Origin of the sequence: Clostridium nigeriense (assembly GCF_900086595.1) — a bacterium.
Lineage (GTDB): Bacteria > Bacillota > Clostridia > Clostridiales > Clostridiaceae > Clostridium > Clostridium nigeriense.
In genome coordinates this window covers 1,174,974-1,201,909 of the sequence record NZ_LT575472.1, presented here as the reverse complement: position 1 = coordinate 1,201,909, position 26,936 = coordinate 1,174,974, and the positions used below count along the sequence as shown (strand labels likewise).

Genomic DNA, 26,936 nt, shown 5'->3' with positions numbered 1-26,936 from the left:
TCATCTTACGAATCGAACCCCTGTCCGAAAGTAGACCAATCTGACTTTCTACGAGCGTAGTTTGTGACTAAAATTTCGGTCCTTAGTTCGCTCACAAACAAACTCCTAATTCCCTAGCTTCATAAATACCCCTTTAGCTCAAAGCTTTGCTAAACTTCGTTTCCCACTTTAATGACACCAGTGATCCAGAGCGTGGGCACCCTGGGCTGATGAGCGGCTATATTAAGCTGCTAATGCAAAATTGTCTTCTGCGTTTATCTTTAATGCATACTTTATTATCGAGGTGACATGCTTGCCTCGGCTCGCTTATCAAACCCATCTTACCCCCGTCGAAGCCAAAACGCCCCCAGGTTAAAATTAGTTTAACGCGAAATATTCAATTTTCATTCCGTGTTGTAATTATATATTATAAATTTTTTTCTGTCAATAATCTTAAAATTCTCACTTTATCCATTTTTTTATAAGATAATCTAAATCATCTGATAAGTTATACATTATCAATTATTAATTATTCTTGTCCGCTGGATAAACTACTCCAATTTGCTTTCTTGCTTCTTCAATAACTTCAATTACATCTCTTGAAACCTGTAGTGAATTTATCTTAGATTCCTTTTCCCCTAAATTAATTAAATTTACAAATTCTTGAACCTCATAACACATATTTGCTTCTTTATGTTCTATGGATAAGTCCTCTTCTCTTCCATCTCTATAAATTATTTTTACCCTATCAAAGCTATTAATTTTATCAATTATTATATTTCCTTCTTCTCCTTGTATTTCTGATGGAAGATATGAATTACTTATCTTCGAATAAATAACAACTCCCTCCATATCATCATAACCAAAGACTACGCTACCTTCTCCATCTACTCCTGTTTTTAACATAATTCCATTAGCTTTTACAGTTTTAGGCTTTCCAAATAAGTTAACCATAGGTGCTATACAGTATACCCCTATATCCATAATAGCTCCATTTGATAGTTCATTTTTAAAAGCATTTAAAACTTCACCATTCTTATACTTATCGTATCTTGAAGAATACTGACAAAAGCTTGCAAAGTATTTTCTAACCTTTCCGATCTTGTGAAGATTATCCTTTATAACCTTAAAGTTAGGTAAAACTGTAGTTTTCATTGCTTCCATAAGTACTACATTATTTTCTTTTGCAGCTTTTATCATTTCATCAACTTCTTTAGTATTTGAAGCAAAAGCTTTTTCTCCTAGTACATGCTTCTTATTATTTAAAAATAAAATAGCTTGGCTAGCATGTAATGAATTTGGAGAAGCAATATAAACAGCATCTATTAAATTGCTTTTTGCCATTTCCTCTAAATTAGTAAATACATGCTCTATATTGTGTTTATTAGCAAATTCTCTTCCTCGTTCTTCAGTTCTTGAATATACAGCAGCTATTTTAGCATCATTAACCTCTTTTGCTCCATCAATTAATCTGTCTGTAATAAAATTAGTTCCAATAATCCCTATATTAACCATAATAATATTTCTCCTTAGAAATTAATATTTTTTATTTATATAAGCTTATTATATCATAATTTACATACCTCCTAATAATTGTAAAGGAATTTTCCTTTAATTATTGTGCATACTAATAATAACCTAAATTGGATTATTAATCTTAGAATTATAAAAAGATAACTAAGGAGGATTTTTATGAAAAAGAGACTATTACCCTTGCTATGTGGCTTTTTTATTTATGTTTTCATTTTAAGTAACTTTATTTATTTTTTATCCACTACAAAAAATTCAACCTTTGTACCCTCAGACTTTTTTACAACAGCTTATGAAAGTACATATTATGATGATGCAACAGCTAATGTTGGTACATTCATAACAGATAATGATGGTAATATTGAGAATTCTATAATTGATTTTATGAATACAGTATTTAATTTAAGAAATGAAGCCTTTTTAAATGGAAATGTTGAAAAACTTTATAAATTTTATGATATAAATCAAACCTTTAGTGCCTATTCTTTAAAGCATGAGTTTAAGAGAATTGCATATCTTAGAGATTGGGCAAAAGAAAGAAATTTAACTTTTAAAAGTATAGAGTCAACTCCAACTATTAAGGATTTTAAAATAAAAGATGATTTATACCATTTAATCTTAAGTGAAGAATATAAGTTCATTTACTTTTACAATGATAATCCTGAAAAAATTACTACCTTTGGAATTGAATTAATTCATAATTTAGAGTTAAAAGACAAAGATTCATCTTTTTTAATAACTAAAGATTATTATGAAGATTATTTTAAAACTGGTCTTGAAAAATATGATTTTGATTTAACAGAAAAAAATATTCCACTTACCAATACAAAAGCTAAAGTCTTTAATTTTAATACTGAAGCCAATCCAATTATTAGTGAAAATTATAATAGATTAAAAGCTATAAGTTACGCTAATAAATATTCTGGAATTTCTTTTGCTTCAAAGGCTGAAAATAATATGAGTTACTCTATATATGTTACTGGAGATAAAAATTCTGCTAATTTTATTTCTCAATGTCTTTCTGATAGAACTGAAGGGGGAGGTATGAAGCAAGATAAAGATTGGTCCTATATGAACACAAAATCTAATAAAATTAAGGCCACTTCTTCTTGGGTAAAATCTCAAGACTTAGTTGAATACCTTTTAAATTCTGAAAAAGGAAGTCTTTACTTTTCAGGAACCTTAGAAACCTTAAAGGATACAAAAATCAATCTTGGAGATTTAATTATTTTTAAAAGCGGAAACTATATTGATGGAATAGGAATAATTACTGACTTTGATAGTAACAACTATCCTCTAATTAACACTAATTCTATAAATACCTATAAGACTCCTTTTGATTTAGGCTTTGGAGGTACTGATTCTAAATTTTATTTACTATCAATAAAATAAAATTTGGCTGTCTTATAGACAGCCAAATTAATAATTATTATAAAACTTCTAGTGTGTTTTTCCCTTAATTTTTCACTCTTAATTAATTAAAGTATATCTTCTAAAGTGTATCTTGAAAACTCATTAAGAAAAGCATCTAAGGATTCCTTCATTATTCCTTTTAACTTACAATCAGAGCTTATATAAGGACAACAATTTTCTTTACTAAAACATTGAGCTATATTTAGATTATCTTCAGTAATTTTTACAACTTCTCCAAGGTTTATATCTTGAGGATCTAATCCTAGCTTTAACCCGCCAGTTCTACCTTTCATAGATATAATTAAATCCGTCTTAGCTAGCTTATGTATTATTTTCTTAAGATGATGCTCTGATATTTCTAATTTTTTAGCTAGTTCTTCCACAGTACAAAGTTTATCTCTGTTCTCTGCTAAGTAAACTAAAGCTCTAAAAGAATAATCAGTAAATTTGGATAAATACATTGAAACCCCTCTCTTTCGTATTTTATAAAGTTATTTCGAGTAATTTAATAGTGAATAATCCATAGTTTATTTTTTAATCAAATCTATATTTACCATTTATTATCATATTCATATACAAAATACTCTTTCTAAAATTATACTATAAACTCACCTATAATTACTAAAAAAAATATATAATATTTACAGAATTTTAATATTTTATATCAAAAAATATAAGGATATCTTAACTATAATATAATATTAAAGTTATAGATACCCTTAAATCTTATTTGCTTAAGTATTCATCTATTGCAGCTGCTGCTTTTTTACCAGCTCCCATAGCTAAAATAACCGTTGCTGCTCCTGTTACAGCATCTCCACCTGCATATACAGCTTCTTTTGTAGTAAGTCCATTCTCATCTGCAATTATGCATCTCCATTTATTTATTTCTAATCCCTTTGTAGTGGATGAAATTAATGGATTTGGAGAAGTTCCAAGAGACATTATTACAGTATCAACATCCATAATATATTCTGAGCCTTCTTTAACTACAGGCTTTCTTCTTCCAGATTCATCTGGTTCACCTAATTCCATTTGTACACATTTCATTCCTTTTACCCAACCATTTTCATCTACTAATATTTCTGTTGGGTTTGTTAATACATCAAAAATAATTCCTTCTTCTTTAGCATGATGTACTTCTTCTATTCTTGCTGGAAGTTCTGATTCACTTCTTCTATACACTATATGAGTTTCTGAACCTAATCTAAGTGCAGTTCTTGCTGCATCCATAGCAACATTTCCCCCACCTACTACAGCAACTCTTTTTCCAATCTTAACAGGAGTATGATACTCTTCCTTAAAAGCCTTCATTAAGTTAACTCTAGTTAAAAATTCATTTGCAGATAGAACTCCATTTGCATTTTCACCCTTTATTCCCATGAATTTTGGAAGTCCTGCTCCTGAACCTATAAATACAGCTTTAAAGTTTTCATTTTCCATAAGCTCATCTATAGTAATGGTTCTACCAACTATTACGTTAGTTTCTATTTTAACTCCAAGCTTTTTAATATTTTCAATTTCAGCTCTTACAACATCATCTTTAGGCAATCTAAACTCAGGAATACCATAAACTAAAACTCCACCTGGTTCATGTAAAGCTTCAAAAATTGTTACATCGTAACCTTTTTTAGCTAATTCCCCTGCACAAGTAAGTCCTGCCGGACCACTACCTATTACTGCAACCTTTATATTTTTTAGTTCTTCTCTTTCAGCTAAATATATATTATTTACTCTTGACCAATCAGCTATAAATCTTTCTAATTTTCCTATAGAAACTGGTTCTCCTTTAATTCCTAATACACATTTACCTTCACATTGGCTTTCTTGTGGACAAACTCTTCCACATACAGCAGGTAAAGCGCTATATTTTGCAACTTCTTTAGCTGCATTTTCAAATTCTCCATCTTTAATATAGGATATAAAATTAGGAATATTTATTGATACTGGACATCCATCTACACATTTAGGATTTTTACATCCTAAACATCTACTAGCTTCTCTCATAGCCTCTTCATCAGAATATCCTAAACATACTTCCTCAAAGTTTTTTGCTCTTACTTCTGGAGATTGTTCTGATATTGGTACTCTTTTCATTCTATCTTGTAATTGACTTGCCATACTTATTCCACCTTACAACCACAACCACCATGTTTGTGTGTGTCCCCTTCCTCTAATTTTAACTGTTCTCTACCTTCTTCAGTTTTATACATTGATTGTCTTCTCATAGATTCATCAAAATCTACAAGATGTCCATCAAATTCAGGTCCATCTACACAGGCAAATTTAACTTTTCCTCCAACTGTGACTCTACAAGCACCACACATTCCTGTACCATCAACCATAATTGGATTTAAGCTTACTGTAGTTGGAATATTAAGTTCTTTAGTTAGCATAGCCATAAATTTCATCATTATCATAGGTCCAATTACTACTGCATGATCATACTTATTGCCCTTTTCTTCAACTAAATATTTTAAACAATCTGTCACTCTTCCATTAAATCCATAACTTCCATCATCAGTTGCTACATATAAATTGCCAGCAACTTCTTTAAGCTCATCTTCTAATATTAATAAATCCTTAGTTCTGCTTCCAACTATTACATCGCAAGGAATTCCATTTTCTTTCATCCACTTTACTTGCGGATATACAGGCGCAGCCCCCACACCACCTGCTACAAATAAAATATTTTTCTTCTTAAGCTCTTCAACATCTTCGTGAATAAATTCACTAGGTTGCCCAAGAGGACCTACGAAATCAGAAACATATTCACCTTCATTAAAAGATGCTAATTCCTTTGTCCCTCTTCCAACAGCTTGAAAAACTATAGAAACTGTACCTTCATCCTTATTATAATCAGCTATTGTTAACGGTATTCTTTCACCTTTATCATCATTTTTTATAATTATAAATTGACCTGGCTTAGCTGATCTAGCAACTCTAGGAGCTTCTATATCCATTAGGTATATATTATCAGTAAGTTCCTTTTTCTTAATTATCTTATACATGCTTGTACCCCCCTGATTTTTCTTTCAATTATATGTTATCATTTTTTAAAAATTCACACAATTGAATATTATATTTTTTTACTATTTTTAGATAAAAAAGGTTATCTATAAAAGTAAATGTCTTATTTTAGATAACCTTTAACTTAATATTCAAAATTATAAAATTTATATTTTAGAAATTAACTTTATTTCCATAATAGGTACATTCAAATAACTTTTCCATAGTTTCTGCATCTATTTCCCTTGGATTAGAACCAGTACATGCATCTAAAACTGCATTTTTAGAAATAAACTTTAAATTAGCTTTAAAGTCATCTTCAGTTACTCCATATTCTTTAACTGTATGAGGAATATTCAATGCAGTATTTAAATTGTTTATCATTTCAATTAATGAATCTGTTAATTCCTTATTTGTTGTACCTTCTAACTTTAATAATTTTGCTATATCAGCATATCTATCTTCACATTTAACCCTATTATATTGAATAACATATGGTAAGAATATTGCATTTGCACATCCATGTGGAATATGGAATACTGCTCCAGTCTTGTGAGCCATAGAATGAACTATTCCAAGTAATGCGTTTGAAAAAGCCATTCCTGCTAAACATTGAGCTTCATGCATTAAATTTCTTGCTTCTTCATCTCCCTCAAAAGAATCTACTAAATTTTCCTTTACCATTTCAATAGCTTTTAATGCTAAAGGATCTGAAAAATTTGATCTAAGGGATGCTGTATAAGCTTCAATTGCATGAGTTAATGCATCCATTCCAGTGTGTGCAACTAACTTTTTAGGCATAGTTTGTGCTAGTTCTGGATCTACTATTGCAATATCTGGAGTTATATTAAAATCAGCTAGTGGATATTTAATTCTTGCTTTATAATCTGTTATAACTGAGAAAGCTGTAACTTCTGTTGCTGTTCCACTAGTTGATGGAATTGCTACAAATTTTGCTTTTTGTCTTAACTCTGGTAATCCAAATGGAATTACTGCTTTTTCAAAAGTAAAATCAGGATATTCATAGAAAATCCACATAGCCTTTGCAGCATCTATTGGAGAGCCTCCTCCCATTGCAACTATCCAATCTGGTTCAAATTTTCTCATTGCTTCTGCTCCACTCATAACAGTTTCAACTGATGGATCTGGTTCTACACCTTCAAAAACTTCAATTTCCATTCCTGCTTCTTTTAAATACCCTTCAACCTTATCTAAAAAACCAAATCGTTTCATTGAGCCTCCACCAATTACAATGAAAGCTTTTTTTCCTTTTAAATTTTTTAATTCTTCTAAAGATCCTTTTCCGTGGTATAAATCTCTTGGTAATGTAAAACGTGCCATAATAAACCTCCCATATATAAATATATTTTTAAGCTTTAATAAAAAATAGTTATGTTATTTGTTTTTACTTTAACCATATTGTTAAATAATTAACTTTTATAATTATAAATATACTTAATATACTTAAAATAGAACTTATATAAAGCTTCTACTTTAAGTAAATTTATTGTATTTTTTATTTTTACCTTATTATATTTTACTATTCTTTATAATTATAAAAAGGACATATATTATTTTACATTTTTAATCACTTAAAGTCCTGCAAATAATATACGTCCACTTATTTAATATCTATTAGAATTCTTTAACTGTCTTTCTATATCCCTTTTATGAGCCTTTTCTAACATAGAGTCTCTCTTATCATAGTTTTTCTTACCTCTACATAGTCCAAGTGCTACTTTTACTCTACCATTTTTCAAATATAAAGACAACGGAATTAATGTATATCCTTGTTGAGCTACTAATCCATTAAATCTTGCTATTTGTTCTTTATGAAGTAAAAGCTTTCTTTCTCTTAAAGGATCAACATTAAATATATTCCCTTGCTCATAAGGGCTTATATGCATATTTTTTAAAATCATCTCTCCATTATCTATATCTGCATAAGAATCTTTTAAATTACATTTTCCACCTCTTATAGACTTAACTTCGGTTCCAACTAAGGCTATTCCGGCTTCTATAGTTTCTTCTACAAAATAATCATGCCTTGCTTTTCTATTTTCAGCTAATGAATTACTATTTTTCTTCCTTACCATAATCTCACCACACATTTTATTTCTACTTCTTAAGTATAACAGAAAAGTTTAAGATTGCGAACAATTTTACTCTTCTTCTATTAATTCACTTCTCATTTCGTCTTTTGCTTCTTGAATCTTTTCACTTAATTTTTCACTTGGAACTATTTCTTCTTTAGGTTCTTCTTCAATTAAATCAAAATAAACTTCTCTATTATCTATATCTACTCTAGTACATCTAACTTTAACTTCATCACCTAGTCTATAAACCTTTTTAGTTCTTTCTCCAATTAAGCATAAATGAGCTTCATCATAAACGTAGTAATCATCATCTAAAGCTGTAATATGAATTAAACCTTCTATTGTATTTGGAAGTTCTGCAAATAATCCAAAGGAAGTAACTGAAGAAATAATTGCAGAGAACTCTTCTCCAATTCTTTCTTGCATATATTCTGCTTTCTTTAAATCATCAACTTCTCTTTCAGCTTCTTGTGCCAATCTTTCCATTTCTGAAGATTGTTTAGATGCAACTTCCACTATACCTGATAATTTTCCAACTCTCTTTTCATCAATTTTTCCATTTAGTTGTTCTTTTATTATTCTATGGATTTGAAGATCTGGATATCTTCTTATTGGTGATGTAAAGTGACAATAATATTTAGCTGCAAGCCCAAAGTGACCTACACATTCTGGTGAGTATTTTGCTTGCATCATTGAACGTAATAGTAAGGTACTTACTACCGTTTCTTCCTTTTTGCCCTTTACCTTATCTAATATATCTTGAAGTGCTCTTGGGTGTGTTTCTTGTCCCCATCTAACTACATATCCTAAGTTATATATAAACTCTTTGAACTTTTCTAATTTTTCTTCATCTGGTTCTTCGTGTATTCTATATACAAACGGTAAATTAGTCCAATACATATGCTCTGCTATAGTTTCATTACAAACAAGCATAAATTCTTCTATTATTCTATTTGCAATTGCTCTATCATAAGGCTTAATATCTATTGGTTTACCTAAATCATTTAAAATTATCTTTGATTCTTCAAAATTAAAATCAATAGCTCCTCTTCTCATTCTTTTTTCACGAAGAATATTACAAAGCTCTTCCATAGCCTTAAAATCATCAACTAAATAATCATATCTCTTTATAAGTTCTTCATCATTATTTTCAAGGATTTTAGTAACATCAGTATAAGTCATTCTTTCACTAGTTTTAATAACTGTTTCTTGAATTTCATGCTGAATTACCTTCCCTTTGTTATCTATAACCATAAAGCAGCTTAAAGCTAATCTATCTACTCTTGGATTTAAAGAACAAATTCCATTAGATAACTTCTTAGGTAACATAGGAATTACCCTATCTATTAAATAAACTGAAGTTGCTCTTTTTAATGCTTCTCTATCTAAAGGATTCTTCTCCCTAACATAATGAGTTACATCTGCAATATGAACTCCTAATCTAAATTTACCATTATCTAGTCTTTCTATAGATACTGCATCATCTAAATCCTTAGCATCTTCTCCATCTATAGTTACCATTCTTAAATTTCTAAGATCTACTCTTCTTGAATATTCCTTCTCTGGAATTTCTTCTTCTATATTTTCTGCATAGTTTAAAACTTTATCTGGAAACTCCTCTGGTAATCCATACTTTTTAATAATAGTAAGTATGTCTAATCCTCTATCTCCTTTTTTACCTAAAACTTCTTTAACTACACCTTCTGGACTTCTTCTCTTATCTGCCCACTTAACTATTTCACAAATAACTAGGTCTCCTTCAGAAGCTCCATTTCTATCTTTTTTAGATATAAATATATCTTGATTTAACCTTGAATCTTCTGGTACAACGAAACCAAAATTTCTGCTATCTTCATAAACCCCAATTATCTTTTTATTAACTCTATCTAATACTTCAGTAACTTCACCTTCACGCTTTTTACCATTAATATCTTCTCTTGTAATTTGAACTAAAACTTTATCTCCATTCATAGCTCCATTCATAGAAGAACTTGGTATAAAAACATCTTTCTCACCTTCTGTATCTGGTATTAAAAATCCAAATCCCTTTTGATGAACTTCAAGCTTACCTGAAACTAATCCAAGTCTTTCAGGTACACCAAATTTATCTTTTTTAGTTCTAACTATAAGGCCTTCTCTCTCCATAGTCTTAAGTACCTTTTTAAAAGATTTATACTCATCAGGGTTTATATCAAATACTGAAACTAACTCTTGTATATCCATTGGTCTATATGCTTCTTCTCTCATAAAACTTAATAAAGTTTGTTTAATTCCCATTATATCACTTCCTTTACCTTTAACTTTCTTTCGTTTTTATTTTATATAATCGTAAATATTTCCTCTATATTTTGCCCTAACTAAGGAAGATTAAACAACATTTTCTCTATCTTAAGCAATACTCAGCTAATACTTTTTGTAATTCATAGACATTAAGACTACTATTAAATTGTTTTTCTATAGGTAATGCCGTTCCGGAAATCCAAATCTTAAGTTCTGCATCTAAATCAAAATGCCCTGATGTTTCTATACTAAAATGAGTAATTGATCTATATGGTATAGAATGATATTCTGTCTTCTTCCCAGTTACCCCTTGTTTATCAACTAATATAAGTCTTTTATCTGTAAAAACAAACATATCTCTTACTAGTTTATATGCCTTTTCTATTTTTTCTGTAGGCGCTAGTATATTATCATATTCTTTTCTTATGCTTTCTAAATTTACTTCTGATGCATTTCCCATTAGTCCATTAAAAATTCCCATTATATCACTTCCTTTATAGTATAAAAGAGCTACATTTTGTAGCTCTTTCTAATATTATATTAAGTTTAAAGCTATTGTATTCACAGCAAAAAGAGCCATCGAAACAATTGTTAATTTTAACAACATAGCTTCCTTAGTTCTTGCTTTATTCTTTGAGAAGAATGTTTCCGTTTTACTTCCTTGAATAAGTCCACTTAATGCGTCTGTTTTACTTGGTTGTAATAAAACAGTTACAATAATCATTAACCCTAAAAGTGCTTCTACTACTAACAATGAATTCTTAAGCATTGATATACCTCCCAACCTATATAAAAATGGTCGTATTTACATAAGGTTATATTAACATATACCAAGGTATAATACAAGTGATTATATTTAAAAATCTTACTAAAAAATTACAATTTATAAATATTTATAAATAAATAAGGATTGTAAGAATATATCTTACAATCCCCTTAAAGCATAGCTTTTAATTACTTCTTAATGTTGAAGAATGCTTTTCTTCCTCTGTATTCAGCAACATCATCTAACTCTTCTTCAATTCTGATTAATTGGTTGTACTTAGCAACTCTTTCAGATCTTGCAGGAGCACCAGTCTTGATTTGACCAGCATTAACAGCTACAACTAAATCAGCTATAGTAGTATCTTCAGTTTCTCCTGATCTATGAGAAATAACTGCTGTGTATCCAGCTCTGTTAGCCATTTCTATAGCATTTAAAGTTTCAGTTAATGTACCGATTTGGTTTAACTTAATTAAGATTGAGTTACCTACTCCTAAGTCAATACCTCTTTCTAATCTTTCAGTGTTAGTAACGAATAAGTCATCACCAACTAATTGAACTTTCTTACCTAATCTTTCAGTTAATAGCTTCCAACCATCCCAGTCTTCTTCAGCCATTCCATCTTCGATTGAGATAATTGGGTATTTGTTAACCCAGTCTTCTAAGAAATCAACCATTTCAGCTGCAGTTAAAGTTTTTCCTTCATGTTCTAATACATACTTTCCATCTTTATAGTATTCTGATGAAGCAGCATCTATAGCTATGAACATATCTTCTCCAGCTTTGTATCCAGCTTTAGTTATAGCTTCTATAATAACTTCGATAGCTTCTTCGTTTGATTTAAGGTTTGGTGCGAAACCACCTTCATCACCGATAGCTGTTGAATATCCTTTATCATGTAAAGTTTTCTTTAATGTATGGTAAACTTCAGCACACATTTGTAAAGCATCGCTGAAAGTCTTAGCTCCAACTGGCATTACCATAAATTCTTGTAAATCTACTGAGTTATCAGCATGTGATCCACCATTGATGATGTTCATCATTGGTACTGGTAAAACTTTTGCATTTACTCCACCAACATATTGGTATAATGGTAAATCTAATGATTTAGCTGCTGCGTTAGCTACTGCTAAAGAAACACCTAATATAGCGTTAGCTCCTAATTTAGCTTTGTTTGGAGTTCCATCTAATTCTATAAGTAACTTATCTATATATGGTTGATCATATACGTTACATCCAATTAATTCTTCAGCTATTGTATCATTTACGTTTTGAACTGCTTTTAAAACACCTTTTCCTAGGTATTGGCTCTTATCTCCATCTCTTAATTCAACTGCTTCATACATACCAGTTGATGCTCCTGATGGAACAGCAGCTCTACCTACAGTACCATCTTCTAGGTAAACTTCAACTTCAACAGTTGGGAAACATCTTGAGTCTAGAATTTGTCTAGCTACAACGTCTACTATTTCGCAATAATTTTTCATTACGTATCCTCCTTTATTTTAAAGCTATTTATTATATTTCCTATATTCTACCTTTATTATTATATCATAAACTAATATAATTATTCATAAAGCCTTTACAAACAAAAGGTAATATAATTAATAGCAATTTTTAGTAAATAATAATCATTATCACATTTTCACTATTATTATACCACTTTGACCATATATTTCAATATGAATTTACCTATGTAATCATTTAACTTAATAATTATTTTATTTTACTATTCTTCAAATAAAAAAGCTCAAATCAGAAAATTTCTAATTTAAGCTTTTTTGTTAATTTATATCCTCTGAAATCTTACTCTTGGTGAATTATTCAATTTCTCTATTTTTCAAGTATTGACTATATCTTTTTTCCCATTCCTTTGCAACCTTAATATCTATTAATCTAAGGTCCTCTAAAAAACTTTCTAGAACTCCTATTTTTTCTAGACCTTTCATTAAGTGCCTTGGATAATTTACTTTTCTTTTATAACATTGTTTAGGATCAATAACCATAATCCTATTATCATTAGTTACATATATATCCCTACATCTTGCATCAAGCTTTGTAAACTTTAGTCTTTTAAACTCTTCTATTAAATTATAAAGTCCTTCTGCAATTTCATAATTAAAGCCTTTTTTCTTAATATAATGATCTAGCCTTTTTCCATCTACTTTATCTCTTACAATATAAAACTTACCTAAACTATGAACCTTAGGGAAATATTTAGATTTACTTACTCTTTTAAGAGTTTCTCCTTCTTCCTTACAGCATTTTGCCTCTTGAAAAATTTTTATTGCTTTATTGTCTGGAAGTTCATAAACTATTCCATTATGTCCTTCTCCAAGAAAAACAGCCTCTCTAAAAAGCTCTTCAGTTTCAGCATCAAAATCTGCTGAATAAGAATACGTCCTAGGCATATTACTCTCCCTCAAAAATACTATTATTATATACTATTATTTATTGGGATTTTTTAGCACAACTTTCCTTATCTTAATTAAATATTACTGATTCAGGTTTTACAGTATCTCCATAGGCAGGAGCTAGAGTTTTATCAAAATCTTCTTTAAAAAAACCTTCTTTAGTTAAAGTATCTATTTCATTATTAAGCCATTCTAATAATTCTGCATCACCTTTTTTAACTGCTGGTGCTATAGTGTCTTCATCTCCTAAAGTTGAAATGAATGTTGTATATCCTGGATTTTCCTTTGCCCATGCAAATAATAATGTGTTGTCATGAGCTAAAGCATCTCCTCTTCCATCTTTTAAAGCTGCAAAGGTTTCTGTGTTTTGTTCAAATTTAACTAGTTCAATATCTGGGTAATTCTTTGTAAAATAGCTTTCTGCTGTAGTTCCTTTATTAACTAATAATTTTTTACCCTTTAAATCTTCTACTGATTTTATTGGTGCGCCATCAGGAGATACTACTCCTAGAGAAACCTTCATATATGGATTTGCGAAGTCAACTTTTTCTTTTCTTTCAGGAGTTACAGTAAAATTAGCTAATATTATATCCACTTTGTTAGATTGTAAATACTCTACTCTATTAGCTGCTTCAACTAAAACAAATTCAACCTTACTTTCATCACCAAGTAAATCCTTTGCTATTCTTTTTGCTAAATATACATCATAACCTTGGTTTTCTCCCTTTTCATCTACATATCCAAAAGGTGGCTTATCACTAAATACACCTATTCTTACTTTTCCTTCTTCTTTTATCTTTTCTATAGATGATTTATTTTCATTTGTCTTTTCTCCACAGCCAACTAACACCCCTACAGCTAGTACAATTGTTAGAATAATTGATAATAATTTTTTCATATTTCTACACCTTCCTTTTTTATTTTTATTCATATAAATCAAATGAAGCTAAAAAGCTCTTTGCTCTTTCTGTTTTAGGATTTTCAAAAAATTCTTTTGAAGATGATACTTCAACTATTTTTCCATCTTCCATAAAAACTATCTTGTCTGCTACATGTTTTGCAAATTCAAGCTCATGGGTAACTATAATCATAGTCATTCCATTTCTTGCTAGTTCTAATAAAGCCAATAGAACTTCCCTAACCATCTCTGGGTCTAATGCTGCTGTAACTTCATCAAACAGCATTATTTCTGGGTTCATACATAAGGCCCTAACTATTGCTATTCTTTGCTTTTGTCCTCCAGATAACTCTCTAGGATAAGCAAATTTTCTATTGTATAAACCAACTCTATTTAGAAGTTCATCTGCTTGTTTTTCGACTTCTTCCTTTTTTCTATTTTGTGCCTTAATAGGTCCAAGCATTATATTATTAATAACATTTAAATGTGGAAATAACTCATAGCTTTGAAAAACCATTCCTACTGTTCCTCTTATTTTTTCAAAGGGAATCTCTTTTCCTATTTCACCATAACCTTCAAGATATATACTTCCATTACTTCTTTCTTCAAGTCCATTTAAGCACCTTAAAAAGGTACTTTTCCCACATCCTGATGGACCAAGTATAACTACTACTTCTCCTTTTTTAACATCTAAATCTACTCCCCTTAAAGCTTCAATATCCCCAAAATTTTTCTTTAAATTACTAACCTTTAGTAATACTTCATCACTCATAACCTATTCCCCCTAATTTAATTTCTTTTCTAAAGCCCTTGCTCCTAATGAAATAGGGAAGCATATTAAAAAATAAACAATTAGCATAAACCCATATATCCAAAATGGCGTTAAAGGTTCTGTTAATATTGATCTTTCAATTATTTGTTGTCCTACTTTAACTAAATCAACAGCTCCTATTAATGTCATTAACGTAGTAGTTTTTATCATTCTTGTTGTTAAATTTATAATCCCTGGTAAAACTCTTCTTATACTTATTGGAATTATTATATATCTGTAAGTTTTAAATTTATTCAAAGACAAAGCAGCTGCTGATTCATAATATATTTTAGGGATAGAAGTTATAGCACCTCTTACTAAATCTCCAATTTCAGCTGTTCCCCAAAGAGTAAAAACTATATATCCAACTAGGACTGAATCTAAATGAATATTAAATACTGTTGGAATTCCAAAATAAAAGATAAATAACCAAACCATTAATGGTATTATTCTAATACTCTCAAGATATAGGAAAGAAATTGCTTTAATATATCTTCTTTTACTAGTCATAATAATTCCTAAAACAACTCCTAAAATAGTTGATAAAATTACTGATACTAGTGCTATATTTAAGGTAACTCCTAGCCCCTCCATAAGTCTTTTTAAATTATCTATGCTAAATATTTGATTATCTGCCAAACTCCCCATGTCTTAGCCTCCCTTCTATAATCCTACTAGCAATTGAAATTGGAAGTAAAATTATAAGATAAAACAAAACAACTAGAAGTAATGCTTCATTAGTTTTATAATACATGCCTATTACATCTTTAGTAACAAACATAAGCTCAGCTACTGCAATAGACGCAATTATAGAAGTTTCCTTCACTAAAAATATACAGTTTGCAACTATAGCTGGAATAGATATAGAAAAACTAATTGGTAAAACTATATTAGTTAATATTTGTATCTTACTAAGTCCTAACGCCTCTCCACTTTCTATTTGTGCCTTTGCTACTGCCTCTATTCCTCCCCTAAAGGATTCAGCCATATATGCTCCACCTAAAAATGCTAATCCAATAACACCACAGGAAAATCCACTTAATTTTATTCCAAACTTAGTTAATCCATAATAAAGAAAAAATACTTGAATCAATAGTGGAGTATTTCTTGAAAATTCTATATAAATTTTAGATACTATATTTAAAATTTTAAAATTAAAATATCTAGCAGTTTCTATTAAAATACCTATTATTATAGATAAAATAATTGATATAACTGCAAGTTTTAAAGTCATAATAGTCCCTTGTATAAAGGTTGGTATAATTTCAGATATAAATTTAAAGTCTATGTCCATTTACATTCCCCCTAAAAAAACATAAAAAAAATTCGTCTCTTAAAAATAAGAGACGAAGCAAGCTCCGCGGTTCCACTCTAATTGAACAAAATTCCACCTTAATATGCTATAAACGGCATTCCGTTAAGATACTACTATTATTTCATATCTTATACTCCGAAGGGCACTTCATATATATTGTAATTAAGGGCTTTCAGCTTTAACCCTTCTCTCTGTAAATTAAAAATATATATTACTTTTCTTCATCACAGCATTATTCCTACTATTCCGATATGTTTATTTTAATTATATTTTTATTGGTTATTTTTGTCAATAGTTTTTTTTCTTTTACTTTTAATTTAATATATGATTAAGTATATAAATTGACAATGATTTAGAAAAAAAGCAAAAAAAGAAATCTAATTAATTTTAGATTTCTTTAAAATATAATTATATCTTTTTATCTTTCTTTTCCTATGAATACCACACCTATAGTACCAGGACCTCCATGAGTTCCTATAACAGCTCCTATAGAAGTAATAACTACATCTTTAACATTGTATTCTTCTAATATCATAGTTTTCACTTGTAAAGCATCTTCAAGACTATCTGCATTACATATAAATATAGTTTGTTCTTCTATATTATCACCTTTTGTTCCTATCTGATTAACTAAGCTTTTTAATGCTTTTTTTCTGCCCTTAACCTTCTCTCCTGCTACTACTTTTCCTTCATCATCAATTTTCAAAGTAGGCTTTATTCCAAGTAAACCTCCTACAGCTGCTACAGCTCCAGAAATACGTCCCCCTCTTTTTAGATGATTTAAATCATCAACAGTTATTGCATGAATAACCTTTCTTTTAATAGACTCTAAATAATTTACTATATCCTCTAAAGTTCTATTGTTTTTTATCATTTCTACTGCTTTATATATTAAAGCTCCTTCTCCAACTGATACACTTAAGGAATCAACAACATGTATAATTGCATCTGGATGTTCTTCTAGTACCATTTCTCTTGCTGTTGTTGCACTACTTACTGTTCCACTTAAAGCCGAGGATAATCCTATATAAAGTATAGCATCACCTTTTTCTACATACTTAGTAAACATATCATAAAAGGTTCCTACATTAACTTGTGTAGTGGATGGCATTGCACCTTCTTTAACAGCTTTATAGAAATCTTTATGACTTAAAGTTTGTCCTAAGTCATCTGGAATGAATTCTCCATTTAAATTAACCATTAAAGATGCCACATCAATATTATTTTCTTTTATATAATCTATAGATAAATCACAAGCTGAGTCAGTAATTAACTTTATATTCATATATTCAACTCCTAATATTTTTCTTTTGTACTGATATTATATATTCGTTTCATTTCATTGTCAAATCTTTTGAATGTCAAAGTAATTATGTTGATATATATTAACTTTATTGATCAGCTCTCTTTCAAATCATCAATTATTCTTTGCTAATCCTTGTATATTTGTGCCATCTATGAGGTAAAAGATAAAACAAAGATAAAACTATAAATAAAATAAAAATATGCAATAGTATTTTTATTTTAATGTTGCTCAAAGTAATGTAATCAAATCCAATAGAGGTTATAAAAACAACTAATCCAGTATATATTCCCATATATATATTAGGCTTGGGTTTATACGCAGAGTTACATTGTGGACACTTCAAATATCCCTTTAAATTTATGATACTTTTTAATCTATCTTGAAAGGTGAATTTATGATTGCATTCAATACAACTTCTCATGATACCCCTCCTTAATTAGTAATTTAAGTTATTATCCATATTTTAATAATAACTTAATATTAAATTTTCTTAATTACTTCTCAATGTAATCACTCTCTTTATTAATACCTCTTAGGAATTTTTCTTAATGTAAATTTTTAAAGCTTTAATTAAAAGCATTAAAACATATATTCCTAATCCTATAAAAGATAAAATTATAACTGTATTAAAAATTGCCCATATAGCCATTTTAGGTCCAAAATCCATAACTTCCTCCCCCTTTGCTTTTAAAAGTTTAATGAGTTTATTAAGACTATCACCAATTAATTATAACATATTTTGGTAAACAGCGTGCCATCCATTTTTTTCTAAAATGAATTTTATTAATTATTTAGTAATAAATTTAGTTTTAATATTATATTTGAATTGCGCAATAAAAAATACCGCATATTCAGTTTTGAATAATACGGTATTTCTACAATATATTTTAAAGTTATTCTATTTTTCGCCTTAGCTTCAACACTTTTTTACTAACATTCATAAGTATTACTATATATAGAGGTATCATTATAAATGACATATTAAATAAATTTAATATGTATATGCAATCAAAAATAGGCACAAACGGTAATATTATAACATTGCTTAATAGCAAAATACTAAATGGAAATATTATATCAGGTGTACTTTGAATATATGATGAATAAAAATAATCTTTATCAATAATAAGTATTATAAATATTCCTAAAATAATTAGTAAATACTTCATAACACTATTTTCTTTAACTTTAAATTGATTAATTAAAATTAAAAATACTATCGTATTAACTAACAATATTACCCATGAAAATTCATTAACATATCTATATGGTTTTTCAGTTATCATACCTATGCCTAATGTTGAAATAAATAATATTAGATGTATTATCATTAATTTGTATCTATCTTTCATTTTCTTATCCTCTCATTTTAGATCATAGTATATATTCTAAATAAATTATAACATATACTTCCAATACCGTACTATTCAATTTTCAAAGAACAAATTTCTCTTAGTTAGTTCGCAATAAATTCAAATTGTTTATGATATATTTGATGTGAGAACCAAAAAAATACCGCATATTCACTTTTTGAATAATACGGTCTTTATATAAATATGTTTTTATTTTGTTTTCATAATATAAGAATCCTAATTAACATAGAATTATTTTATTTTTTGCTTCTGAATTTAATAATATTGCTATAACAAAGCATATAATACTTGGAATTAAAAATATTACGCCATGAATTATGTTATAAACATATAATGGTGTTGAAGCGTAAGGACTTACATTAGTATAATAATCATAACGTAAATGTACTAAACCTCCCAAAAAGCATATCAATAATATAATGCCAATTATAAATGAAATCTTTGTTAAAATAGATTTCATTTTCTTATTATCCCTTTATTTCACCTCTTCTTACTATTACAAAACAATTATAACATATTTTGGTAAATATTATGCCATTCAGTTTTCAACGAACAAATTTTATTAATTACTTCGTAATACTAAAAAATTATTCGCCACTAAGAACCTTCTTTAGACTTGCCTCTATAGCTTCAGAGTCTTCAGGATGTTCCATAAGCAGTCTATTTGACTCCATAATAGCAGCAGACTGTGTTGTTTGTATTGATTGTTTTAATTTAGGATCATCAATAGAATCAATGTAATCCTTTTGCTTCTGCCAAACTTCTTTTATTATTCTATAGTATTCATCTTTAGTTTCTTCTCCTGAACTTTCAGTACTACTAACAGATTGGCTTGTACTTACTTTAGAAGGATTCTCTTCTACTGGTGAATTATTTTTCTGTCCACATGAGACAAGTGACAGAGATAATAACAATAATCCTAATTTCAAAAATAGCTTTTTATTCATTTAATATCTCCTCGAAAAATAGAATTCTACCACATATTTTAATACAATTATAAGTTAATTATAGCATATTTTACAAATACCATTCCATTCCCTATACAAAAGAATAACCATCAAAAGCTTTTAATCCTTCCTCATTTAATAGCTCTCCTACAACAATTGTTTGATGTGGACTTCTTTCAAACACTTCTTTGCATGGAATCATAATATTACTCCCTGCAATTTCTGCTAATTGTTCATGTGAGACACTATATACTAACTTTCCAAGTTTAGACCAAACCATAGCTATAACTTTAATTATTCATTAATTCAATAGCAGACTTAGTTCTAAAATTTGTAGCATGCTGCCTTAAATTATCACTAAACATCAAACTCTTCTTTTCTACTTCCTCATAAGGAATTCTAAAGGGGTGATTATAGTGCACGTAATCAACTATATTAGATCCTGCTATGGTTCCTTCTTGAATATGTATTTTATAAAATACATATCCCCTTTGTTCTTTAGACTTAGAAGGATAATTCATAACACCTGTAATTTTATTTTCTTGTCTTTCATATCCAAAAATATCATTGCTTGTAACTAATCCCCCCCTCAATCTAGGTATTTTAGCATAATAATTTGTATTTTCAACCTCGTATAATAATCTTCCATTTATAAGTTCTAAAGGCCATGTATTGCTAACTGCAAATCCATCCTGCCAATAAGGACCTTCTTTTTTCCAATTAAAATATTCAATTGCATACATTTCATTTCCCTTAAGTTCAATAAAGATACTTGTTACTTCTAATTCTCTTCCCCTTGCTTTATTATTGCTATAAGGATCAAATATACTTCCAATATCATTTACCATAGAGTTGAATATTAAATTATCTTTAAATACTTCAACATTTACTATATTCTTAAGATTACTAATATCTTCATCTGCTATATCTTTAACGATTTCTACTGGAATACCTTTATCTATTAGCATATTTCTAGTTGCAAACTCATTAACGGAAATAACCTCATTAGAATTTAATTTAATATGATTTGAAAATATACAACATATTCCAACTATAAATGTGCAAGTTATCCCATATATTAACAGCAATTGATTCTTATTAAATCCTTGAACTCTATTTTCATTTATGTAATTATTGTCCTTAAATTCATAACTTAATTTATAAAGTGACCTAAATATATAAAAATAATATATTGTTATTGGAAGAGATATAATCCAAATTTGTCCCAATCCACTTATGGCTAATATAACAACTATTATCCTCCATATAATAATTCTTAAAATAGGGTCTTTTTTAATAATAATATCTTCTTTATTAAAAATATTCTTTATACCTTTTCTAAAAATAATAAGAAAAACTATTTGAAAAGTAGTTGATATAACTACCATCATCCCTATATTATTTGAATTAATATTTAAAGGTGTACTTACATATATCAAATTTAGTATATGAAGCACTAAATTTATTACTGAAAAAATCCAAGCAGTATTAAGATTTTTATCTTCTTTTCTTATATCACGAAAACCGATATATAAAAGTACTGCTGCTATTGTTGGTAAAATATACTGTAACCATAAAAAATTAAATGTCATTATAGTAAACATAAAACCAATTGTAATATTTTTAACAGATTCACCCTTTAAATATTCTTCTCTAAATATCTTCATCCTCATCACCTTTACTTTTAAACTTAAAATTAATATATTATTAAGTGCTTTTTCTTTCTAATCTATTACCTAAGATAAATTATATCATATTTTTACCAAATTCATTTTGTATTTTACATATTTATCTAGTTAATTTTTGCCATAATTGGATAATATATATTGACAAATTTTTATCAATTAAGTATACTTATATATATTAAGAGCTAAAGGAGGATATTATGGGACGTTTAAAAGATAAGGTTACAATTATTACTGGAGGCAATTCAGGAGTTGGTGCTGCCACAGCATTACTTTTTGCAAAAGAGGGGGCAAAGGTTGTTATAAGCGCTCGTCGTGAAGCTCAGCTAATTGATGTTGCCACTAAGATAAAAGAAGAAGGTGGAGAGGTTCTTACAGTAATAACTGATATCTCTAAACCTGATGATGCAAAAAATCTACTCTCTAAAACTATAGAAACCTTTGGTAAAGTTGATGTTTTAATCAATAATGCTGGTGTACTAGAATCTGGCCTAAAGCCAATCGAATGTGTTCTTGATGAAGATATGGATTATGTAATGGACATAAACATAAAAGGAACTATGTATTGTATGCGTGAAGCTGCAAATGAAATGTTAAAGACCGGAAAAGGCTCTATTGTAAACGTTGCTTCAATTGCAGGTGTCTTTGGATGTGGTGGAGCTGCTTATGTTTCATCTAAAGCAGCAATAATAGGAGCAACCAAGCATACTGCTTTACGTTTTGCAGGTACAAATATACGTTGTAATGTTGTTTGCCCTGGAACTATTGTTACTCCAATGGTTGCTGGCATGAGCCCTGAAAATCTTGATATGAATATGATGACCCAAATATCTAAGCATAGCGATATGTCTATTCAACCATGCATGGCTGACGATGTTGCAAATATACTTCTATTTTTAGCAAGTGATGAGTCAAGAGCTATTACTGGGCAAACTCTTGTTTCAGATTTCGGAAGTACATTATAAATTTAAATATTAAATTTATAATTAATAATAAAAGGACACTACTTTATAGTAAGTGTCCTTTTACATTTATTTTTTACTATTTATCTTCTATTAAACATTCTCCAGTCATTTCAGCCGGTGCTTTAAGTCCCATTTCATTTAACATTGTTGGTGCTATATCTGCTAGCTTACCTTCTTTTAATGTTCTTCCTTCTGTATTATTAGATACCCATAGGAATGGAACTGGGTCTGTTGTATGAGCTGTAAATGGATTTCCAGTTGAGAAATCTATCATTATTTCTGCATTACCGTGGTCTGCAGTTATGAATAACGTACCATCTTTTTCTAAGATCTTATCCGCAACTCTTCCTAAGCATTCATCAACAGTTTCTATAGCTTTAACAGCTGCTTCCATTACGCCTGTATGACCAACCATATCTGGATTAGCATAGTTTAGTATAATCATATCATATTTATCTGAATCAATTCTCTTTATTAATTCATCTGTAACTTCATAAGCACTCATTTCTGGTTTTAGATCATAAGTTGCAACCTTTGGTGATGATATTAACGCTCTATCTTCACCTTCATATTCCTTTTCTACTCCTCCATTGAAGAAGAAAGTAACGTGTGCATATTTTTCTGTTTCAGCAATTCTTAATTGATTTAACCCCTTATTTGAAACATATTCACCTAAAGTATTATTTATACCTTCTGGTCTATATGCAACATGAACGCCTTCTAAAGTCTTATCATATTGAGTCATTGTTACAAATGTTAGGTTTAATCTTTCTCTATTGAATCCTGCAAATTCCTTATCGTTTATAGCTCTAGTTATTTCTCTAGCTCTATCTGGTCTAAAGTTAAAGAATATTACAGAATCATTATTTTTAATCATTCCATTTTTATCTATAACAGCTGGTAAAACAAATTCATCTGTTTTATTATCATTGTATGACTTTTCCATAGCTTCAACAGCTGATGATGCTTCTTCACCTTTTCCAAGCACCATTGCATTGTAAGCAAGTTCAACTCTTTCCCATCTGTTATCTCTATCCATAGCATAGTATCTACCTGATATAGTAGCTATTTTACCTACACCAATTTCTTCCATGTATTTTTCAAGTTCAATAACAAAATCTTTTCCTGATGCTGGTGGAACGTCTCTTCCATCCATAAAGCAATGAACATATACATCTTTTAATCCAGATTCTTTAGCTAAGCTTAATAATCCCTTTAAGTGATCGATGTGTGAATGAACTCCACCATCTGATAATAATCCTATTAAATGAAGCGCTGCATTATTTTCTTTTGCATTGTTAATTGCTAAAGTTAATGCTTCATTTTTGAAGAATCCACCTTCTTCTATTTCCTTAGTTATTCTAGTTAATTCTTGATATATAATTCTTCCAGCACCAATATTTAAGTGTCCTACTTCTGAGTTACCCATTTGTCCATCTGGTAATCCTACAAATAATCCACTTGCTTGTAATTGAGTATGTGGATATCTTTCCATTAATCTATTAAAATTAGGTTTTCTTGCTGCCTCAACAGCATTTCCATCTGACTTTGGAGCTATTCCAAATCCATCTAATATCATTAACATTACAGGTTTCTTCGCCATAATTCCCTCCAAAATTTATTCTAATCTATATTTGAAATCATATTGACAATAATACTTTAATATAATATTATCTTTCTTTAATTTCACTTATATTATACTATATTTCATTCCTATTAACAATAAAAGCACTCTTAGTTAAACCTTTGCAATAAAATATTTTTTAATAATAATTATTAATTAATAAAAGGACTGTATAATAATTATCTCATAATCATTATACAGTCCTTAATTAATTAAAAGTTAACTATTTGTGAAAAATCAGCTGGAACTAAGCTAGCACCACCAACTAAAGCACCATCTATGTCAGACATAGCCATTTGATCTTTAATTGTATTTGGTTTAACTGATCCACCATATTGAATTCTTACTTTATCAGCAACTTCTTTTCCAAACATTTCAGCAACAACGTCTCTAATAGCCATTATTGTTTCGTTTGCTTGTTCATTAGTTGCAGTTTTACCTGTTCCTATAGCCCAGATTGGTTCGTAAGCAATTACAACTTTTTCAGCTAATTCTTTAGATAATCCTTCTAAATCAGCTTTGATTTGAGCTCCAACAACTTGATTAGTTGTTCCATTTTCTCTTTGCTCTAAAGTTTCTCCACAGCAAAGAATTGGAGTTAAGTTGTGAGCAAATGCAGCTTTAACTTTTTTGTTTAAAGATTCATCTGTTTCATTGAAGTATTCTCTTCTTTCACTATGTCCTAATACAACATAGCTAACTCCCATAGCTTCTAACATTCCTGGAGCAACTTCTCCAGTGAAAGCACCTTTTTCTTCAAAGTGCATGTTTTGAGCAGCTACTTTAATGTTTGATCCTTCTACTGCCTTTAATACAGCATCTAAACAAACGAAAGTAGGACACACTACTACGTCACATGTAGCATTAGCTACTAATGGTTTTAATTCTTCTATAACTTTTACAGCTTCAGCTGGAGTATAATGCATCTTCCAGTTTCCTGCTATTATTGGTTTTCTCATCTAAAATCACCTCTTATTTAAATTAAGAATGAAGAATTAAGAATGAAAAATTAATGAAATTATTCAACAAAGTTGAATAATAAAATTAATTTCATAACTCCACCGAAGTGGAGTTATTTCCTTAATTCTACATTTTACATTATTCATTTTACATTCAATAAATAAAACTTGTTTATTGAAACTCCTTCTCACATTCGTTTCGAATGAGTAAGTTCGCTTTACTAAATCAAAGATTTAGTAGCTTACTTATTGTTTAGTGCTTCTATTCCTGGTAAAGCCTTACCTTCTAAGAATTCTAAAGAAGCTCCACCACCTGTTGAGATGTGAGTCATCTTATCTCCGAATCCTAAGATATTAACAGCTGCAGCTGAGTCTCCTCCACCGATAACTGTTGTAGCATCTGCATCAGCCATAGCCTTAGCAACTGCAATTGTTCCCTTATTGAAGTTTTCGAATTCGAATACTCCCATTGGTCCGTTCCATATAACTGTTTTAGCATCTTTAATTGCATCTGCATATAAAGTTTCAGTCTTAGGTCCGATATCTAATCCCATGCTTCCAGCTGGAATGTTTTGATCTTCTGTAATTACTGGTTCTACATCTTTGAATTCTGTAGCAACTCTGTGGTCAACTGGTAATAAGAATTTAACTCCCTTTGCGGCTGCCTTTTCAATCATTTCCTTAGCATAATCAATTCTATCTGCTTCTACTAAAGATGATCCTACTTCATATCCTTGAGCTTTTAAGAATGTGTAAGCCATTCCTCCACCGATGATTAATGTATCAACTTTTTCTAATAAGTTGTTGATAACAGCTATCTTATCTGAAACCTTAGCTCCACCTAATATAGCAACGAATGGTCTAACTGGGTTGTTTACAGCTTCTCCTAAGAACTTTAATTCTTTTTGAATTAAGTATCCGCATACAGCTGTATCTAAGTAATCAGTAACTCCTACTGTTGAACAGTGAGCTCTGTGAGCTGTACCAAATGCATCATTTACAAATATATCAGCTAAAGAAGCTAATTCTTTTGAGAAATCTTCAATATTCTTAGTTTCTTCTTTTCTGCATCTTGTGTTTTCTAGTAAAACAACATCTCCATCTTTCATAGCTTCAACAGCAGCTCTAGCATTTGCACCAACAACTTCTTCATCTCTTGCAAATACTACTTCTTTGTTTAGCATTTCGCTTAATCTCTTAGCCACTGGAGCTAATGATTTAGATGCATCTTTTCCTAAGTGTGAGCAAAGAATAACTTTTGCACCATTTTCTATTAAGTAATTGATTGTTGGTAAAGCACCATTTAATCTATTTTCATCAGTTATAACTCCATCCTTTAGTGGAACGTTGAAGTCACATCTTACTAAAACCTTTTTACCTTTAACATCTATATCTTCGATAGTTTTTTTATTAAAGCTCATTGATTTCACCTCTTAAATTTATTTTTATTATCTCTTATATATTACTATAAGAGATAGCATTCATTTTAAATATATTTCTAAAATTTATGCTTAATTTAAAATTGGTCTGGCCTCATAGATTTTCTATAAAACCAGACCAAGTTTACTG

General features: G+C 29.4%; 28 protein-coding genes, 1 other RNA gene and 1 other annotated feature. Of the genes, 2 read left to right on the top strand and 27 right to left on the bottom strand.

Features of this window, described 5'->3' with window-relative positions; genetic code table 11:
• Window positions 1-8: 8 nt before the first annotated feature.
• Window positions 9-340, bottom strand: a transfer-messenger RNA (tmRNA) gene (ssrA, locus tag BN6774_RS05870).
• A 164-nt stretch (window positions 341-504) separates the two neighbouring features.
• Window positions 505-1,494: a Gfo/Idh/MocA family protein gene (locus tag BN6774_RS05865; RefSeq protein ID WP_066891212.1), complete on the bottom strand. Its 990-nt coding sequence runs from the start codon at window positions 1,492-1,494 to the stop codon at window positions 505-507.
• Window positions 1,495-1,671: 177 nt separating this feature from the next.
• On the opposite strand from BN6774_RS05865, the gene BN6774_RS05860 reads away from it, so the two are divergent.
• On the top strand, window positions 1,672-2,901 hold the full coding sequence (locus BN6774_RS05860) for an amidase domain-containing protein (protein WP_066891211.1): 1,230 nt from the start codon (window positions 1,672-1,674) through the stop codon (window positions 2,899-2,901).
• Window positions 2,902-2,987: 86 nt separating this feature from the next.
• On the opposite strand, the gene BN6774_RS05855 is transcribed toward BN6774_RS05860, so the two are convergent.
• The 22 genes from BN6774_RS05855 to BN6774_RS18825 form a co-directional block, all read right to left on the bottom strand.
• Window positions 2,988-3,383 (bottom strand): RrF2 family transcriptional regulator, encoded by a 396-nt coding sequence (locus BN6774_RS05855; RefSeq protein WP_066891210.1) that lies wholly within the window; start codon window positions 3,381-3,383, stop codon window positions 2,988-2,990.
• 265 nt (window positions 3,384-3,648) lie between these two features.
• Window positions 3,649-5,043: an NADPH-dependent glutamate synthase gene (gene gltA / locus BN6774_RS05850; RefSeq protein WP_066891205.1), complete on the bottom strand. Its 1,395-nt coding sequence runs from the start codon at window positions 5,041-5,043 to the stop codon at window positions 3,649-3,651.
• Between the two features lie 2 nt (window positions 5,044-5,045).
• Window positions 5,046-5,933 carry a sulfide/dihydroorotate dehydrogenase-like FAD/NAD-binding protein gene (locus tag BN6774_RS05845; RefSeq protein ID WP_066891202.1) on the bottom strand — a complete coding sequence of 296 codons (888 nt, stop codon included), beginning with the start codon at window positions 5,931-5,933 and terminating at the stop codon, window positions 5,046-5,048.
• A gap of 172 nt (window positions 5,934-6,105) precedes the next feature.
• Window positions 6,106-7,272, bottom strand: coding sequence for an iron-containing alcohol dehydrogenase (locus tag BN6774_RS05840; protein ID WP_066891196.1), 1,167 nt, complete (start codon window positions 7,270-7,272; stop codon window positions 6,106-6,108).
• 284 nt (window positions 7,273-7,556) lie between these two features.
• Complete coding sequence (gene smpB, locus BN6774_RS05835) at window positions 7,557-8,027, bottom strand: SsrA-binding protein SmpB (protein WP_066896467.1); 471 nt, start codon at window positions 8,025-8,027, stop codon at window positions 7,557-7,559.
• 66 nt (window positions 8,028-8,093) lie between these two features.
• Window positions 8,094-10,304 (bottom strand): ribonuclease R, encoded by a 2,211-nt coding sequence (gene rnr, locus BN6774_RS05830; RefSeq protein WP_066891193.1) that lies wholly within the window; start codon window positions 10,302-10,304, stop codon window positions 8,094-8,096.
• A 106-nt stretch (window positions 10,305-10,410) separates the two neighbouring features.
• On the bottom strand, window positions 10,411-10,788 hold the full coding sequence (locus BN6774_RS05825) for a PH domain-containing protein (RefSeq protein WP_066891190.1): 378 nt from the start codon (window positions 10,786-10,788) through the stop codon (window positions 10,411-10,413).
• Window positions 10,789-10,842: 54 nt separating this feature from the next.
• Complete coding sequence (gene secG, locus BN6774_RS05820; protein WP_066891187.1) at window positions 10,843-11,076, bottom strand: preprotein translocase subunit SecG; 234 nt, start codon at window positions 11,074-11,076, stop codon at window positions 10,843-10,845.
• Window positions 11,077-11,261: 185 nt separating this feature from the next.
• Window positions 11,262-12,557, bottom strand: coding sequence for a phosphopyruvate hydratase (gene eno / locus BN6774_RS05815; RefSeq protein ID WP_066891185.1), 1,296 nt, complete (start codon window positions 12,555-12,557; stop codon window positions 11,262-11,264).
• 333 nt (window positions 12,558-12,890) lie between these two features.
• Window positions 12,891-13,481 (bottom strand): protein kinase, encoded by a 591-nt coding sequence (locus BN6774_RS05810; RefSeq protein WP_066891182.1) that lies wholly within the window; start codon window positions 13,479-13,481, stop codon window positions 12,891-12,893.
• Window positions 13,482-13,554: 73 nt separating this feature from the next.
• On the bottom strand, window positions 13,555-14,382 hold the full coding sequence (locus BN6774_RS05805) for a cysteine ABC transporter substrate-binding protein (RefSeq protein ID WP_066891178.1): 828 nt from the start codon (window positions 14,380-14,382) through the stop codon (window positions 13,555-13,557).
• A gap of 25 nt (window positions 14,383-14,407) precedes the next feature.
• Window positions 14,408-15,154, bottom strand: a complete 747-nt coding sequence (locus BN6774_RS05800) for an amino acid ABC transporter ATP-binding protein (RefSeq protein ID WP_066891176.1) — start codon at window positions 15,152-15,154, stop codon at window positions 14,408-14,410.
• Between the two features lie 12 nt (window positions 15,155-15,166).
• Complete coding sequence (locus BN6774_RS05795) at window positions 15,167-15,841, bottom strand: amino acid ABC transporter permease (protein WP_066891173.1); 675 nt, start codon at window positions 15,839-15,841, stop codon at window positions 15,167-15,169.
• Window positions 15,822-16,487, bottom strand: a complete 666-nt coding sequence (locus tag BN6774_RS05790; protein ID WP_207644566.1) for an amino acid ABC transporter permease — start codon at window positions 16,485-16,487, stop codon at window positions 15,822-15,824. Before BN6774_RS05790 ends, BN6774_RS05795 begins: the two co-directional genes overlap by 20 nt.
• 45 nt (window positions 16,488-16,532) lie before the next feature.
• Window positions 16,533-16,745: a binding site (T-box leader), on the bottom strand.
• Window positions 16,746-16,926: 181 nt separating this feature from the next.
• Entirely contained in the window at window positions 16,927-17,793 is an 867-nt protein-coding gene (locus tag BN6774_RS05785) for a DegV family protein (protein ID WP_066891170.1), read from the bottom strand.
• Between the two features lie 136 nt (window positions 17,794-17,929).
• Window positions 17,930-18,235 (bottom strand): TIGR04104 family putative zinc finger protein, encoded by a 306-nt coding sequence (locus BN6774_RS05780; protein WP_066891160.1) that lies wholly within the window; start codon window positions 18,233-18,235, stop codon window positions 17,930-17,932.
• Between the two features lie 111 nt (window positions 18,236-18,346).
• Entirely contained in the window at window positions 18,347-18,481 is a 135-nt protein-coding gene (locus tag BN6774_RS18935; protein ID WP_268873157.1) for a hypothetical protein, read from the bottom strand.
• Window positions 18,482-18,707: 226 nt separating this feature from the next.
• Entirely contained in the window at window positions 18,708-19,166 is a 459-nt protein-coding gene (locus BN6774_RS05775; protein ID WP_066891157.1) for a hypothetical protein, read from the bottom strand.
• 241 nt (window positions 19,167-19,407) lie between these two features.
• A complete protein-coding gene (locus tag BN6774_RS05770) occupies window positions 19,408-19,587 on the bottom strand; it encodes a hypothetical protein (protein WP_235829587.1) in 180 nt (59 codons plus the stop codon).
• A gap of 187 nt (window positions 19,588-19,774) precedes the next feature.
• Window positions 19,775-20,134 carry a hypothetical protein gene (locus BN6774_RS05765; protein WP_066891152.1) on the bottom strand — a complete coding sequence of 120 codons (360 nt, stop codon included), beginning with the start codon at window positions 20,132-20,134 and terminating at the stop codon, window positions 19,775-19,777.
• A 91-nt stretch (window positions 20,135-20,225) separates the two neighbouring features.
• On the bottom strand, window positions 20,226-20,414 hold the full coding sequence (locus tag BN6774_RS18275) for a tRNA-specific adenosine deaminase (protein WP_207644565.1): 189 nt from the start codon (window positions 20,412-20,414) through the stop codon (window positions 20,226-20,228).
• A gap of 10 nt (window positions 20,415-20,424) precedes the next feature.
• Window positions 20,425-21,801, bottom strand: coding sequence for a DUF4355 domain-containing protein (locus tag BN6774_RS18825; protein WP_235829586.1), 1,377 nt, complete (start codon window positions 21,799-21,801; stop codon window positions 20,425-20,427).
• Between the two features lie 218 nt (window positions 21,802-22,019).
• Between BN6774_RS18825 and BN6774_RS05755 the strand changes: the two genes are divergently transcribed.
• On the top strand, window positions 22,020-22,784 hold the full coding sequence (locus tag BN6774_RS05755) for an SDR family NAD(P)-dependent oxidoreductase (protein WP_066891149.1): 765 nt from the start codon (window positions 22,020-22,022) through the stop codon (window positions 22,782-22,784).
• A gap of 76 nt (window positions 22,785-22,860) precedes the next feature.
• Here the strand turns inward: BN6774_RS05755 and gpmI are convergent, their stop codons facing one another.
• From gpmI to BN6774_RS05740, 3 genes are all read right to left on the bottom strand, one after another.
• A complete protein-coding gene (gpmI, locus tag BN6774_RS05750; RefSeq protein ID WP_066891146.1) occupies window positions 22,861-24,387 on the bottom strand; it encodes a 2,3-bisphosphoglycerate-independent phosphoglycerate mutase in 1,527 nt (508 codons plus the stop codon).
• 233 nt (window positions 24,388-24,620) lie between these two features.
• Complete coding sequence (gene tpiA, locus BN6774_RS05745; protein ID WP_066891143.1) at window positions 24,621-25,367, bottom strand: triose-phosphate isomerase; 747 nt, start codon at window positions 25,365-25,367, stop codon at window positions 24,621-24,623.
• Between the two features lie 242 nt (window positions 25,368-25,609).
• Complete coding sequence (locus BN6774_RS05740) at window positions 25,610-26,788, bottom strand: phosphoglycerate kinase (protein ID WP_066891140.1); 1,179 nt, start codon at window positions 26,786-26,788, stop codon at window positions 25,610-25,612.
• Window positions 26,789-26,936 lie beyond the last annotated feature (148 nt).